The organism is Rhizobium sp. P2_G9, from assembly GCF_056403475.1.
In genome coordinates this window covers 16,189-29,497 of sequence record NZ_JBFUFK010000013.1, presented here as the reverse complement: position 1 = coordinate 29,497, position 13,309 = coordinate 16,189, and the positions used below count along the sequence as shown (strand labels likewise).

Below are 13,309 nucleotides of genomic sequence, written 5' to 3'. Positions count from 1 at the left end.
GCCCGATCAGCCGAAGGCTGTCAGTGATTGTGCCGCGGCGGTATCCTGGCGACCTGGCGGAATTCGTCCATGCCTTCCAATGTCGCACCTTCCGACAGCTGCGTCACCGAACGGCGGTAGAGGCGCTGCCAGGGCGTGCGGTCGGGCGGCACGGGCGGGATGCCGTCGCCCTTGCGGCGCTCGATCTCGGCCGTGTCGACCAGCATGTCGCAACGGCCCTGGTTGAAATCGATGCGGATCACGTCGCCCGAGCGTAGCCAGGCAAGCCCGCCGCCCGCGGCACTTTCCGGTGAGGCGTTGAGGATCGACGGGCTGTCGGCGGTGCCCGACTGGCGACCGTCGCCGATGGTCGGCAGGCTCTTGATGCCGCGTTTGAGCAGATGATCCGGCGGCTGCATGTTGACCACTTCGGCCGAGCCCGGCCAGCCGATCGGGCCGGCGCCGCGGATGACCAGGATGGTGTTCTCGTCCACGCCGAGCGCCGGATCGTTGATCCTGGCGTGATAATCCTCCGAGCCGTCGAAGACGACGCATTTGCCCTCGAACACGCCTTCATGGCCGGGCTCCTGCAGGTAGCGGGCACGAAAATCCTCGGAGACGACGCTCATCTTCATGATCGCAAAATCGAACAGATTGCCCTTGAGCACGAGGAAGCCGGCACGCTCCTTGAGCGGATCGTTGAACGGGCGGATGACTTCGCGGTCTTTCGCCTCGCGTCCCCTGAGATTCTCGGCCATGGTTTTGCCGGTGACGGTGCGACAGTCGCCGTCGAGCTTGCCGGCCTGAAGCAGTTCCCACATCACGGCCGGCGTGCTGCCGGCGCGATGGAAGCGCTCGCCGAGATATTGACCGGCCGGCTGGACATTGGCGAGCAGCGGAATGTCATAGCCATGCACCTGCCAATCTTCGGGATAGAGTTTGACGCCCGCATGCTTGGCCATTGCTGCGAGATGCGGCTGCGCGTTGGTCGAACCGCCGATGGCCGTATTGGTGCGAATGGCGTTAAGGAAGGCCTCGCGGGTCAGGATATCGGACGGCTTCAGATCTTCGAAGACGATTTCGACAGCGCGGCGGCCGGTCCGATAGGCCATCTGGCCGCGCTCGCGATAGGCGGCTGGAATATTGCCGCAGCCGGTCAGCGACATGCCGAGCGCCTCGGCCAGCGCATTCATCGTCGAGGCCGTGCCCATGGTGTTGCAGTGGCCGATCGAAGGAGCCGAATCCATCGCCGCCTCGAGGAACTGCTGCTCGTTGATCTCACCGGCCGACAGCTTGCGGCGCGATCGCCAGAACACGGTGCCGGAACCGACGAGGTCACCTTCGTGCCAACCGTCGAGCATCGGCCCGCCGGAGAGCACGATCGCCGGAATATCGACGGTCGACGCCGCCATGATTGCCGAGGGCGTCGTCTTGTCGCAGCCGGTGGTCAGCACGACGCCGTCGAACGGATAGGAATAGAGCACTTCGACCAGGCCGAGATAGGCGAGATTGCGGTCGAGCGCCGCGGTCGGGCGCTTGCAGTTCTCGAACAGCGGATGGGTGGGAAATTCAATCGGAATGCCACCGGCATCGCGAATGCCGTCGCGGGTGCGCTTGGCCAGCTCGATATGGTGACGATTGCAGGGATTGATGTCGCTGCCCGATTGCGCGATGCCGATGATCGGTCTGCCGGAGCGCAGTTCCTCGGGCGTGATCCCCTGGTTCATGAAGCGCTCGAGATAGATCGCCGTCATGTCGATATGGTCAGGGTTGTCGAACCAGTCCTGGGAGCGGAGACGGCGTTTCGGCGTGGTGTCGGACATGGTGCGAATTCCTTGCGGCAGGCAATGGTCTGACAATTAGTAGCGCTGTCTGGGTTCTGACCACAAGGGGTGGATTGTTGGATCGCAGGCTCGGCGCACGTGATCACCCCCCTCTGTCCTGCCGGACATCTCCCCCTCAAGGGGGGAGATTGGATGAGGCGCTGCCTCGCACCAATCTTCTGTCGTATTCCGTGCACTCGACGCTAGTTTGAGCCAGGGAGCCGGCGTCTGGCCAATCTCCCCCCTTGAGGGGGRGATGCCCGGCAGGGCAGAGGGGGGGGCAGCCCCGGATCGCTGACTTACTTGATCTTCCCCAACGCCTGATCGAAATCCTCGATCAAATCCTCCACATCCTCGATACCGGCCGAATACCGCACCATGCCCGGCCCAATGCCAAGCTCGCCACGCGCATCCTCACTCAAATTCTTGTGCGTCGTCGTCGCCGGATGGGTGATCAGGCTCTTGGCGTCGCCGAGATTGTTGGAGATGCTGATGATATCGAGCGCGTTCTGGAAGGCGAAAGCCGCGCTCTTGCCGCCCTTCAGCTCGAAGGCGACCAGCGTCGAGCCGCCGGTCATCTGCCGGGCGATGATCTCGGCCTGCGGATGGTCCTTGCGACCGGGATAGATCACCTTGGAGACGGCGCTGTGATTGGCGAGGAAATCGGCGATCTTGGCGGCGTTTTCCGTCTGCTGGCGGACGCGCAGCGCCATGGTCTCCATGCCCTTGAGCAGCACCCAGGCATTGAAAGGCGACATGGCCGGGCCGGTATGGCGGAAATAGTCATGCAGGTTGGCGTCGATCCATTCCTTGCTCGACAGCACCACGCCGCCCAGCACGCGGCCCTGACCGTCGATATGCTTGGTGGCGGAGTAGACGACGACATGGGCGCCGAGTTCGAGCGGCTTCTGGAACAGCGGCGTGGCGAAGACATTGTCGACCACGACCTTGGCGCCGATCTGGTTGGCGAGCTTGGCGACGCCGGCAATATCGACCACTTCCAGCGTCGGATTGGTCGGGCTTTCGAGGAAGAACACCTTGGTGTTCGGCCGGATTGCCTTTTCCCAGTTCTCCAGATGCTTGCCGTCGATCAGCGTAAATTCGATGCCGTATTTCGGCGCCAGCGTCTCGACCACCCAGCGGCAGGAGCCGAACAGGGCGCGGGCCRCAAGAATATGGTCGCCGGCCTTGAGCTGGCAGAGGATCGCGGCAGAGACGGCGGCCATGCCGGACGCGGTGGCGCGCGCATCTTCCGCACCTTCGAGCAGGCACATGCGCTTTTCGAACATGTCATTGGTGGGGCTGCCGTAACGGGCATAGATGAAGCCGTCATCCTCGCCCTTGAAACGCGCCTCGGCGGCTTCGGAGGAATTGTAATAAAAGCCCTGCGTCAAAAAGATCGCTTCCGACATTTCACCGAACTGCGAGCGGAGCGTGCCGCCATGGACGAGTTTGGTTGCCGGACGCCAGTTCTTCTTGCTCATGTGCATCACCCTCAAAAACAAAAAACCGGCCGCATAAAGCAAGCCGGTTTCATCACGAACCCGGCCTTTTTAGCTACTTGTTTAACGTGGCTGCAAGCCGGCCGGCCAAATCACCACGGAATAACTGCGGCTTATCGCATCTGGTCGCTTGCGTCAATGTGGATGGGTTTCTATTGTCCGGCGAAAATGAGGGCAGAATGGCAGGCATATTGGCAGACCGCGCGATCAGGGCGCTTTGGGACGAAGGCCGGCTGAAGGCCGAGAAAGCATTGGACGTCGACCAGGTGCAGCCGGCGAGCCTCGATCTCCGGCTCGGCGCGCAGGCCTTCCGAGTCCGTGCTTCTTTCCTGCCCGGCCCGCACAAACGCGTCGCCGACAAGCTCGACCGGCTGAAGCTGCATGTCGTCGATCTCAGCCAAGGTGCGGTGCTGGAAACCGGCTGCGTCTATATCGTGCCGCTGCTCGAAAGCCTGGAATTGCCGGAAGTGCTGTCGGCCTCGACCAACCCCAAGAGTTCGACCGGCCGGCTCGACATCTTCACCCGCGTGATCACCGACTATTCACAGGAATTCGACAAGATCCCGGCCGGTTACAAGGGGCCGCTCTATCTCGAAATCTCGCCGAAGACGTTTCCGGTCATCGTGCGCAAGGGCTCGCGCCTGTCGCAGGTGCGCTTTCGCGACGGCCAGTCGCTGCTGCAGGAAGGCGAGATGCTGGCGCTGCATCTGGCCGAAACCCTGGTCGCCAGCGAAACACCTGTTATCGCCGGCTCGTCGATTGCCCTTTCCATCGATCTCAAGGGCACCGGACCGGACGGCCTGGTCGGCTATCGCGGCAAGCGCCATTCGGCCGTCATCGACGTCGACGTCAAGGCAGCACACGATGTCTACGATTTCTGGGAACCGCTCTATAGCCGCGGCGCCAACGAGTTGATCCTCGACCCAGACGAATTCTATATCCTCGTCTCGCGCGAAGCCGTCCACGTGCCGCCGCTCTATGCAGCCGAAATGGTGCCCTTCGATCCCCTGGTGGGCGAGTTCCGGGTGCATTATGCCGGCTTCTTCGACCCCGGCTTCGGCCACGCACAGGCCGGCGGCTCCGGCTCTCGCGCCGTGCTGGAAGTGCGCAGCCACGACGTGCCCTTCATCCTCGACCACGGCCAGATCATCGGCCGCCTGGTCTACGAGCGCATGCGCGAACTGCCGCAGGCACTTTACGGCGCAGGTCTGGGCTCAAACTACCAGGCGCAGGGGCTGAAGCTCTCGAAGCATTTTCGCGCGCACGAGTGAGCGGCAAAATCCCGGCGGACAAGAGCCCGCCGGAATGGTTTTGCGCGGCAGGGCGACGCGTTGCGCTTTGCCCTATCCCGGCGATCGCACTTCACGCCGCTTCGAGCGCCCGCAAGCTGCTCGGCAGATTGAGCTCGACGGGGATTGTGGCAACCATGCTCGGATGCGCCACCATCCGTTCGAGCCAATCGAACAGCCCCATGCCTTCCAGCATGGCGCGGACCTCCGGCACGCCGGAGATCAAGTGCAGTTGCGGGGCCAACAGCAGGTCGGCCAGCGACAGTGCATCCCCGCCAAAAAATGGCTTCTTCCCCAGTAGACAATCCAATGCCGTTAGACAGACTTGCGTCACGGGCAAAGCCTCGGCCACCACTGCCTCGTCTGGAGTAAGGCCCATCAAGGCCGGACGTACCACCCGCTGCGCGCCGATCGGCCGAACCGACTGCGTGAACATATAGCAGTCGTGGATGCCCATGGCCTGGCTCATTTGCCCGAGGGCTTTTGGTTCGGTGGGCTGCAACGGCTGCTCGGGAAAGCGCGCGTCGAGATAACGCAGGATCGCCTGGGTCTCGTAGATCCTGAAATCGCCGTGATCGAGCACGGGAACCCGGCCGAATGGATGAAGCTTGAGGTGTTCAGGGCTTCCCAGACCACCGGCGGCAGGCCGCAGTTCAAGACGCCGATGCCGATAAGGCACGCCCTTGATCTCGAGTGCCATCGCGACGCTGCGAACATAGGGGCTGAAGGAGATTCCGTGGACAATAATGTCAGTCATGACCWGTCTTTCCTTTTGCTATGGTGGGCTCTGCCGCAATTGGCGGGGCCCTGCTGGACAAGACGACGGCGCGAGCGGAAATTCATCGCGCGGCAGGCCTTCAGCGGCATCCGCGAAGAAAAAGGCGCTTCGCGGCGAATTCTTCATTTCGGGCGATGAATTGGCGCTCTGCAATTCGTCCAATGGAGCGGAGATATCTCTTTCGAAGGGTGAGCGAAGATCATGCAGGCTAGAGCGATGACCATAATCGACGCAGAGGCGGTCTTATGAGCTCACTGAATGTGCAAAGCGGAAGCGCTCAGCCAGAGGGGCAAGCCGAGGCCGACAGCTCGACAACCGTCGAGCGTGCCGCCTTCGACCAGCTCACACGTGAGCGACAGAAGGAAATCAGGCTGCATTGCTACAGGATCATGGGATCGCTGGCGGACGCCGAGGACATCGCGCAGGAGACTTTTGCGCGTGCCTGGCGCTCGCGCAAGGACCTGGCCGATCAGGCGCATGCGCGGCCATGGCTCTACCGCATCGCGACCAATGCCTGTCTTGACGCGCTCAGGCGGCACAAGCGCGAGCGGCGCCTCTGGGGCGACCCGGTTCCGAAACGCATCCACGATTTCGCTGGACTGGGCGTGCCGGATCTCGATATCGCCTGGCTTGAGCCTATGCCGGAGCCCGCACTCTCGCTGATAGCGGACGAAGCGCCGAACCCGCATGCAAGTTACGAACTGGCGGAATCCGTGCGCCTGGCCTTTCTGGCTTGCGTGCAATTGCTGCCCGCGCGGCAACGGGCAATCTTCCTGTTGTTCGAAGTCCTCGGCTGGAGCGCCGCCGACGTCGCCTCGGCCTTCGCCATCACCCCACAGGCGGCCAATAGCGGGCTGCAGCGGGCACGCCGCGCCTTCGATGCCGCTTATCGACACGAGCCGAAATGGGCTGCCGCCAGCGATGTGGACCAGCAAATGGCAGAGCGCTACGCCGCGGCCCTCGAGAACCGCGACCTCGATGCCTTCGTGTCCTTGCTGCGCGCCGACGCGACGCTGCGCATGCCGCCCTGGCGGACATGGCTCAGCGGCAGCGATGTGCTCAGGGTGTTCATGCAGCAGGCTTTGGAGCGTTGGAGCGACTATCGCGGGCAAGTGCTGCAATCCAACGGCCGGAGCGCCGTCGCACTCTACGTTCGCGCAAACGAGGACGAGCCCTGGCGTCCCCACTCCCTCAACGTTCTCGAGGTTTCCGAAGGCGCCATCTCATCGATCGTGGCCTTTGTAGGACCATTGGCGCCTTCAATCTTCTCCAATGCAGGCCTTCCCATGCATCCCCGATGAATTGCTCATCCAGGTTAAGTTTGGCTTTGATCTCAGGAGCCAAAAATCCCAGCGAATGCCGCCGATGCAAACACCACGCTCGCAAGAGCAAGAATGACGCCCACGATAAACACCCGAACCGTGATGCTATAGGCCTTGGGATTGTCATCAGACAGGCTAAGGGCTCGGGCCAGCGCGACAATCTGCACCGTGATGGAAACGACCATCGCGATCGCTGCAATCAGGGACGGCACTGTCCAGTCTCCCGGAGCTTCGAAGTTCCAGAAGCGCAGGAAATAGAGCGAAAATCCCAATATCACGGTGATGGCCGTCACGATCGCCGGCCTGTAGCCATTGGGCATGACTACCGGTTGCTGCGGGTCTTGGTCTTCCATACATGCTCCTCTATCGCGCCAATCAAAATTACCGACCACGAACGCAAGACAATGAATATTACACTCCAGAGCGTGGCCTGTCCCGCAGGTCCCGCACTTGTCACACACGTCTTTACCCAAATGCCCCGGACCAAAGCCAATTCGGCTTGACAGCCAAACACCTGTCATGGGATTGGAAAGCAAGTGCGGGTGTAGCTCAATGGCAGAGCAGCAGCTTCCCAAGCTGAATACGAGGGTTCGATTCCCTTCACCCGCTCCAGAAACAACAAATTCAATTATCCAAAATATTGCGGTCACTCGCGCGCCGCGGCGCGAAGCTCCGCCACGTTTCGGTCCGCTTCGACCCCTCCCATGAATTGCAACGCCGCATGAATTTGCGCCACCACCGCCGCCCCCTCCCCCACAGCCGCAGCAACCCGTTTCGTCGAGCCGGCACGGACGTCGCCGATGGCAAAGACGTTCGGCACGGAGGTTTCCAGCGGTAGCGGCGCCCGGGGATAATCCGGCCGGCGGAACGGCGCGCCCGTCAGGATAAAGCCCTTGTCATCGGTCTCGACGTGATCGCGAATCCAGGCGGCGTTCGGGTCGGCGCCGATGAACAGGAACATGTGGCGCAGCGGCACGCGCTTGTCCGTTCCGGTCTGCCGGTTGCGCAGGATCGCGGCGGATAGTCCGGTGGTCTGGTCGCCTTCGATCGCCTGCACATCACAACTCGTATGCAATTCGACGTTTGGCAGGGCGCCGATCCGATCGATCAGATAGCGCGACATCGTCGCTTCCAGCGGACGCCGGACCACCAGATGCAGCCGGTTGACCTGCGGCGCCAGAAACGCGATCGCCTGGCCGGCGGAATTGCCGCCACCGACAAGCACGATGTCTTCGCCGGCACAGAGCCTCGCCTCGATCGAGGACGCCCAATAGGAAATGCCGTTGCCTTCCAGCGCCTCGATATTGGCGACATCCGGCCGCCGGTAGCGGGCGCCGGAGGCGACGACGATGATGCGGGCCGTGATTGTCCGATCTCCTGCAAGCTGCAAAATGTGCGGACCGGCCGCGTTGACGGCAGGCGAAAGGCCGGTGACCTCGATCGGCAGGGCGATTTCCGCACCGAACTTCAGCGCCTGGTTATAGGCACGGCCGGCAAGCGCCTGGCCGGAAATGCCAGTCGGGAATCCGAGATAGTTTTCGATCCGCGCCGAAGCACCGGCCTGTCCGCCGACGGAACGCTCGTCGATGACGGTGACCTCGAGCCCTTCCGAGGCGGCATAAACGGCTGCGGCCAGTCCGGCCGGCCCGGCACCGACGACGGCGACGTCGTAGATCTTGCCCGGTGTGAGGTCCGGGGTCATGCCCAGGCAGCGTGCAGCCTCGACGTCGGACGGGTGTTTCAGCACGGTGCCGTTCGGGCAGACCATCAACGGCAGTTCGGACGATTGGATGCCAAGCCGTTCGATCAAGGCCCGGCCTTCCTCATCGGACGATGCATCCAGGACAGTGTAGGGATAGGCGTTGCGGGCCAGGAATCCCTGAAGGCGGGAAAGTGCGGGGCTGCCCGGCGCTCCGATCAGCACCGAACCAGCGGTGCCGGCGCTGATCAGCGCCACCCGCCGCAAGATGAAAGCCCGCATGACGATTTCGCCGACATCGGCTGAAGCGATGACCAGGGCCCTGAGATGTGCGGCATCGAAAGCCACGGCCGTGCAGCCATCCCCACCGGCACGGGCGCCGGTCAGTGCCGGCCGGCCCGAAAGCTGGTTGACTTCGCCCGAGATCTGGCCTGGCCGGTGCGCGGTGATCGCCGCGGCATGGGACAGCCCGTCGTGACGGAAGACATCCATCGATCCTTGCAGGACAAGCCAGGCAGGAACCGGTCCATCGCCAACGTCATAGATCATTTCGCCGGCATCGAAATGCCTGGGCTCGCCATTGGCGAAGCGCCTGGCTGTCTCGATCTGGTGCGCGGTGAACACCGGAAACATCTGATAGTCGCGTGAACCTGGCTCTGCCATGCGTTCTCCGAATGTCCGTTTGCGCTTATCGTCGCCTCAGTAGTAACGCGGAATAGGGCCGCGCTGCGGCGTCTGGTCGGGAAGTTCGACCATGGTCTGATCGACGAAGCACCAGCCCCAACCCTCCGGCGGATCGTAGCCTTCGATGATGGGATGTCCCGTTTCATGGAAATGCTTGGTCGCATGTTTACCCGGCGATTGATCGCAGCATCCGACATGGCCGCATTCGCGGCAGAGGCGCAAGTGGAACCACATTTCACCAGCCTCCAGACATTCCTCGCATCCAAGGGTCTTTGGCGTGACATCGCGTATTGTGGACAAGTGGCTGCACGGATGTGGCATGGGCTCAACTCCTTGCTTCGGGCGACAGAATAGAGAAAAGCGCCGGGATTGCCACCCTTGTCATTCGGGCAACGGGATGCGACCGGCTCGCATGGATCGGGATCGCCGAGCGGCGTAGAAAGGCCTGAAAATCTCAAACCGGCATCGGACCATCTTCTGCAGACAGAGCATGTGGGACGAAAACCCTCTGCGGTTCGCGAAAGCCAGCCAGCTCGAATTCACCAATCGCCTCGAATCGCCCAGGCGCTTCAGCCGCAAAGTCGCTTGAAGCGACGATCACCCGCCCTTCCCGCGCGGCGATTTTTTCCAACCGCGCGGTCATGTTGACCGCGGGTCCGATGCAGGTGAAATCGAGGCGGGCGCCAGCGCCGATATTGCCATAGAGCGCCTCGCCGACATGCAGGGCGACGCCGAACCGGAGTGGCTCGCCACCGGAGGCGACAATCTCGTCCGACAGCGCGTTGACATTGGCTTCGGCGGTCAGCGCCGCGCGTAGCGCATGTGCGCAGGCGGCCGATTCCATCGCGGGATCGGTAATATGGAAAATGGCCAACACGCCATCGCCCATGAATTTCAACACTTCTCCGCCTTCCGCCTCGATGGGCGCAACGATCCGGTCGAAAAATTGGTTCAACAGGTCGAGCAGCGTCTCCGCCGGTTGGGAGTCGGCGCGCCGGGTGAAGCCGCGCATGTCCGACAGCCAGATCGCTGCCCGAATCTTTTCGGAAACGCCACGTTGTATGCGTCCCGACAATATGCGCTCGCCGGCGTCGCGCCCGACATAGGCGTTCAACAGGCTGATCGCCGTCGCACGCAGCGCCCGCACCTCGGCGACACGCGACAGCGGCGATGCGAGCCGTTCGAGCACGGCGAGTTGCGGCTCCGAAAAGCCGCCGGCGCGCTGCGTGGCGAAGGTTGCGACATGAATTTCCGAATTGGTGAAAAGAAGCGGCAGAGCCAGATAGTCTGTAATGCCCTCGGCGCGTAGCGTGGCAAGCAGCGAGAAATCGTCCGGGCAGTCGGGATCGACGAGATGACGGCGGATTTTCTTGCCGTCGCGGTAGATCGTCGCCACGGGGCTATCGAGAAATTCGTCGCCGTCGAGCACGGCATAGGCCGCTTCGGAGACCACGACCGCAGCACCCGGCCGCCAGACGAAACTGCGGCCCATCAGCAGTGGATGCAGGGTGCGGACAAACACCGCGACACGATCGAGCGGCAGGCCGGCATCGACAAGTTTGCTGCAGAGTTCGGCGAGCACGTCCTCGGATTTTGCCGCCGATCTCGCGCCTGCCACGAGCCAATCGATCGTCGCCGTAATCCGCTGCAGATCCGGGCCGTTGGGCGCTGTCCGGCTGTCGGTCACGAGATACCCCCTCCCCACCATTCATGGCGTTGCGAAGCCTGCGGCAGGTCATGGGATATATGCATCATCAAGACGCCTGCGGAACACCACTGGATAATCGATACACCCGGCTTGCCTTCTTGTGAAGCAAACGCATGTGATCACGCTGCGGGCCAGAACGGCAATCATGCCGGACCATTTGCAACAAAGAAAAAGCCCCGCGTAGCAACGACGACGGATTGCTCGAATTGCTGCCGATGGAAAAGGCAACGGTTCGAAATCAGTGTCGCACCCGCCCAGGATGAGCGGTTGCAAAGTGCCTATCAGCTTGGGACGGTTCCGGCATACTCCGATTCAGGAGCAGCCTGCGTCGTCTCAACATCCCCCGGCTCCGGTATCAGCCCCGTGCGGACGCCTTCCCCTTGCCACCACGCCGCATCCTTGGGCATCCGGGCACGGCGAAGAGGCTCCAATTCGGTGAAGATGAACCGACGCCTATACGCGCTCGGACTTTCCGCGAGATAAAACGGCTTCATTCTTTCCGATCCCAGGAAAAGCGGGCGACGCAGGAACCGCATCGGATTTTCCACCCAATCGGGTGGCGGCCCCAGCGACCACCTGCGGCAAAGGTGTTCCCCGATGGCCCCGACCAATGCATCGAAACTCTCGTCGCCCTTGAACGGAGGCTCGTCGATCACACGCTCTTTGCGCCCGTGCCACGTGTGGTCGAGATAAAATCCGTCCAGAAAACCTGCAAGGGGAAACCGAAACTCGATGCCGGTCTCAAGGTGTGAGCGGACTGCCTCGGCCAGCGTTCCAGGTCGGAGCAGATTCGTCCGATGCATTGTACTCATCCACCAAGCCCTCGATCCTGGCCTTCATACGCTGCGACACAATTGGAAGCACGACGCCCGGAATGTTAGGATAGCACTGGGTCATGAGATCGACAATCTTTTCAAATGTGTCGATGCCCGTCAGCTTCATCRACGCAATGGCATCGGTCGTATCCGTGAGGCCTTTTGTGTCGTCCTCTCCTCTGTCGGCCAAAACTTTCATCGCCAGGAGATACTCCGGTGACGGAGTGAAGATTCGCAGCCCGACCGGATACCCGCCTCTCGGATAGTCTCTGAACCGGAGGAGGTGGGGAGCGGGATTCCCTTTGGGCGGTGCGAACTGCTTCGCTGCCTGATTCATCCATCCCTCCGGCAGACGTCGGCGTTGTGTCACGATATCCACGATCTGGTAGGCCTGATCCCGGTGGTTGAGATAGACCGCATCTATGTCGCCCGAAGAGTCACGGATATTCGAAGCCAATACGAGGCAAGAGCCACCGTAGATCGCCATCTCCAACACCAACCCGCGCCGCTAGTTGGGCGATTTCGTCGAATGCATCCTCTATAGACTCCCTATCAAATTTTGCATCGTCGGCCATTTCACGCTCCGTTGCGTTTTTCTCGCGAACCGGTGGATTGGCTAGCAGCGCAAGCTCACAAGTTAAAGCGCGTCTGCGTCACGTCTTATTCCATATCAAATCAAGGTCATCCGGATGCTTGGAGATCAAGCTCGTTAGCCGTGAGGCGCCCCAAGCCCGGCAAGGTCCTCACATGGCCCGAAAGAATTGTGACGGCGTCAGCGACCGGCCACACACCCTTTCTGCAGCCAGTCACAAGCAGCCACGGCTATCCGTTCACGCCGCCTGGCTGAACCCGACATAGGCGATCAGGTCTTCGATCGTGACGAGCAGCAGATTATGACGCTCGGCGAACGTCTCGAGGTCCGGCAGCCGGGACATAGTGCCGTCGTCATTCGCCACCTCGCAGATCACGCCGGATGGCTTCAGTCCGGCAAGCCGTGCCAGTTCGACTGCCGCCTCGGTATGGCCGGGACGTGCCGCAACACCCTGGGGATGGGCGCGCAACGGAAAAATGTGCCCCGGCCGGGCAAAATCTTCCGGTCGGGATTTCTCGTCCAGCAGCGCGCGAACCGTCGCTGCCCGATCGGCAGCGGAAATCCCGGTGGTCGTGCCGGGGATGTAATCAACGGAGACCGTAAACGCGGTCTTCAGCGATTCCGTGTTGTTGGCGACCATCAGAGGGATATCGAGGGCATCCAGCCGTTCGCCCTGCATGGCGACGCAGACAAGACCACGCGCATGGTTCATCATAAAGGCGATATGCTGCGGCGTCACCGCTTCCGAGGCAACGACGATGTCGCCTTCGTTTTCACGATCCTGGTCATCGACGACCACGACCATTTCGCCGCGAGCGATTGCGCGAACCGCGTCTTCGATTTTTGCAAAACTCATTCTTCTGCCTTTCAAGGGTGTGCCTCGCGGCACGGTCCAGCGCATCGAAAGATGCGCCCATTTTCCCTTGGGCGAACAAGCAACACTGCTCCCTGTCAGGAGCATAGCCACGTGTCCTCTTCCATCCGGACTATACCGTCGGCCCCGGCATCTCACCGGGTCTGCTGACCTTTCACCTCGACGGCGAAAGCGCTCGCGGGCTCCAGGACAGGTCCTGATACCGCCGGTGGGGAATCTCGCCCCGCCCTGAGAACATCTGAAA

General features: G+C 61.8%; 12 protein-coding genes, 1 tRNA gene and 2 riboswitches. Of the genes, 3 read left to right on the top strand and 10 right to left on the bottom strand.

From position 1 onward, the window contains the following. Positions 1–20: 20 nt before the first annotated feature. Both AC1DYF_RS12615 and AC1DYF_RS12610 read right to left on the bottom strand, forming a co-directional pair. Entirely contained in the window at positions 21–1,802 is a 1,782-nt protein-coding gene (locus tag AC1DYF_RS12615) for an IlvD/Edd family dehydratase (RefSeq protein WP_477877083.1), read from the bottom strand. A 299-nt stretch (positions 1,803–2,101) separates the two neighbouring features. Next, complete coding sequence (locus AC1DYF_RS12610; RefSeq protein WP_477877082.1) at positions 2,102–3,286, bottom strand: O-succinylhomoserine sulfhydrylase; 1,185 nt, start codon at positions 3,284–3,286, stop codon at positions 2,102–2,104. Positions 3,287–3,334: 48 nt separating this feature from the next. After that, positions 3,335–3,413: riboswitch (SAM riboswitch) on the bottom strand. Positions 3,414–3,483: 70 nt separating this feature from the next. Here AC1DYF_RS12610 and AC1DYF_RS12605 point away from each other — a divergent pair. Further along, positions 3,484–4,575, top strand: coding sequence for a 2'-deoxycytidine 5'-triphosphate deaminase (locus AC1DYF_RS12605; protein WP_477877081.1), 1,092 nt, complete (start codon positions 3,484–3,486; stop codon positions 4,573–4,575). Positions 4,576–4,666: 91 nt separating this feature from the next. Here the strand turns inward: AC1DYF_RS12605 and AC1DYF_RS12600 are convergent, their stop codons facing one another. Continuing rightward, positions 4,667–5,350, bottom strand: a complete 684-nt coding sequence (locus tag AC1DYF_RS12600; protein ID WP_477877080.1) for a glutathione S-transferase family protein — start codon at positions 5,348–5,350, stop codon at positions 4,667–4,669. Between the two features lie 266 nt (positions 5,351–5,616). Here AC1DYF_RS12600 and AC1DYF_RS12595 point away from each other — a divergent pair, with 266 nt between their 5' ends. After that, positions 5,617–6,672 (top strand): RNA polymerase subunit sigma-70, encoded by a 1,056-nt coding sequence (locus tag AC1DYF_RS12595; protein ID WP_477877079.1) that lies wholly within the window; start codon positions 5,617–5,619, stop codon positions 6,670–6,672. A gap of 32 nt (positions 6,673–6,704) precedes the next feature. Here AC1DYF_RS12595 and AC1DYF_RS12590 read toward each other — a convergent pair whose 3' ends face one another. Then, positions 6,705–7,046 carry a hypothetical protein gene (locus tag AC1DYF_RS12590; protein ID WP_477877078.1) on the bottom strand — a complete coding sequence of 114 codons (342 nt, stop codon included), beginning with the start codon at positions 7,044–7,046 and terminating at the stop codon, positions 6,705–6,707. A gap of 185 nt (positions 7,047–7,231) precedes the next feature. Here AC1DYF_RS12590 and AC1DYF_RS12585 point away from each other — a divergent pair. After that, a tRNA-Gly gene (locus tag AC1DYF_RS12585) sits at positions 7,232–7,305 on the top strand. 34 nt (positions 7,306–7,339) lie between these two features. Here AC1DYF_RS12585 and AC1DYF_RS12580 read toward each other — a convergent pair. The 6 genes from AC1DYF_RS12580 to ribB all read right to left on the bottom strand — a co-directional run bounded on the left by AC1DYF_RS12580 (position 7,340) and on the right by ribB (position 13,047). After that, positions 7,340–9,055: an FAD-dependent oxidoreductase gene (locus AC1DYF_RS12580; RefSeq protein WP_477877077.1), complete on the bottom strand. Its 1,716-nt coding sequence runs from the start codon at positions 9,053–9,055 to the stop codon at positions 7,340–7,342. A 36-nt stretch (positions 9,056–9,091) separates the two neighbouring features. Then, positions 9,092–9,397 carry a UBP-type zinc finger domain-containing protein gene (locus AC1DYF_RS12575; protein WP_477877076.1) on the bottom strand — a complete coding sequence of 102 codons (306 nt, stop codon included), beginning with the start codon at positions 9,395–9,397 and terminating at the stop codon, positions 9,092–9,094. Between the two features lie 133 nt (positions 9,398–9,530). Then, entirely contained in the window at positions 9,531–10,763 is a 1,233-nt protein-coding gene (locus tag AC1DYF_RS12570) for an adenylate/guanylate cyclase domain-containing protein (protein WP_477877075.1), read from the bottom strand. 302 nt (positions 10,764–11,065) lie between these two features. Beyond that, positions 11,066–11,587: a hypothetical protein gene (locus AC1DYF_RS12565; protein WP_477877074.1), complete on the bottom strand. Its 522-nt coding sequence runs from the start codon at positions 11,585–11,587 to the stop codon at positions 11,066–11,068. Next, positions 11,526–12,086: a hypothetical protein gene (locus AC1DYF_RS12560; RefSeq protein ID WP_477877073.1), complete on the bottom strand. Its 561-nt coding sequence runs from the start codon at positions 12,084–12,086 to the stop codon at positions 11,526–11,528. The genes AC1DYF_RS12565 and AC1DYF_RS12560 overlap by 62 nt, the downstream gene beginning before the upstream one ends. 343 nt (positions 12,087–12,429) lie before the next feature. Further along, positions 12,430–13,047, bottom strand: coding sequence for a 3,4-dihydroxy-2-butanone-4-phosphate synthase (gene ribB, locus AC1DYF_RS12555; RefSeq protein WP_477877072.1), 618 nt, complete (start codon positions 13,045–13,047; stop codon positions 12,430–12,432). A 109-nt stretch (positions 13,048–13,156) separates the two neighbouring features. Beyond that, positions 13,157–13,305: riboswitch (FMN riboswitch) on the bottom strand. Positions 13,306–13,309: the final 4 nt, after the last annotated feature.

Excerpts from the sequence above, each read along its gene's own strand:
- AC1DYF_RS12580 (WP_477877077.1), bottom strand. The coding sequence starts at position 9,055 with ATGGCAGAGCCAGGTTCACGCGACTATCAGATGTTTCCGGTGTTCACC.
- AC1DYF_RS12595 (WP_477877079.1), top strand. The coding sequence starts at position 5,617 with ATGAGCTCACTGAATGTGCAAAGCGGAAGCGCTCAGCCAGAGGGGCAA.
- AC1DYF_RS12615 (WP_477877083.1), bottom strand. The coding sequence starts at position 1,802 with ATGTCCGACACCACGCCGAAACGCCGTCTCCGCTCCCAGGACTGGTTC.
- AC1DYF_RS12605 (WP_477877081.1), top strand. The coding sequence starts at position 3,484 with ATGGCAGGCATATTGGCAGACCGCGCGATCAGGGCGCTTTGGGACGAA.
- AC1DYF_RS12565 (WP_477877074.1), bottom strand. The coding sequence starts at position 11,587 with ATGCATCGGACGAATCTGCTCCGACCTGGAACGCTGGCCGAGGCAGTC.
- AC1DYF_RS12600 (WP_477877080.1), bottom strand. The coding sequence starts at position 5,350 with ATGACTGACATTATTGTCCACGGAATCTCCTTCAGCCCCTATGTTCGC.
- AC1DYF_RS12575 (WP_477877076.1), bottom strand. The coding sequence starts at position 9,397 with ATGCCACATCCGTGCAGCCACTTGTCCACAATACGCGATGTCACGCCA.
- ribB (WP_477877072.1), bottom strand. The coding sequence starts at position 13,047 with ATGAGTTTTGCAAAAATCGAAGACGCGGTTCGCGCAATCGCTCGCGGC.
- AC1DYF_RS12590 (WP_477877078.1), bottom strand. The coding sequence starts at position 7,046 with ATGGAAGACCAAGACCCGCAGCAACCGGTAGTCATGCCCAATGGCTAC.